This window comes from Hyphobacterium sp. SN044, assembly GCF_021864465.1.
GTDB lineage: Bacteria > Pseudomonadota > Alphaproteobacteria > Caulobacterales > Maricaulaceae > Hyphobacterium.
Genome location: NZ_JAKKUV010000036.1, coordinates 1 through 357 on the forward strand (window position 1 = coordinate 1; position 357 = coordinate 357).

The window sequence follows — 357 nt, forward strand, 5'->3', positions numbered from 1 at the left end:
GTCGTGGTCGTGAACTCTCGAAACTTCAGAGTTTGCTCCTTGTTTCGTGAAGACTGGGCTAAGAAACCAAGATGGCGACGCAGAAGCAGGAATGGCCGGAGCTTGTTGGAAAGACGGGTGAAGAGGCAAAGGAACAGGTTTTGAAAGACAGACCAGACGCCTATGTTGAGATAAAGGGGGAGCGCGATCCGTGCACACTTGACTTCCGCCCTAACAGAGTCCGTATCTTCGTCGACAATGACAGCAAAGTGGTCAGTGTGCCTCGAACTGGATAGCCGTGAGCCAGACCTCCGACCATTCTGTTTCATGGTGGTGTGAAAAGAACTAAATAGGCATTGTTCTACATCCGGAAGTGCA

1 protein-coding gene is annotated in these 357 nt (G+C 50.7%); it reads left to right on the forward strand.

What is annotated here, in order from left to right; all coding sequences use genetic code 11:
- Positions 1-71 precede the first annotated feature (71 nt).
- Positions 72-275 carry a serine protease inhibitor gene (locus L5876_RS14575; protein WP_236957087.1) on the forward strand — a complete coding sequence of 68 codons (204 nt, stop codon included), beginning with the start codon at positions 72-74 and terminating at the stop codon, positions 273-275.
- Positions 276-357 lie beyond the last annotated feature (82 nt).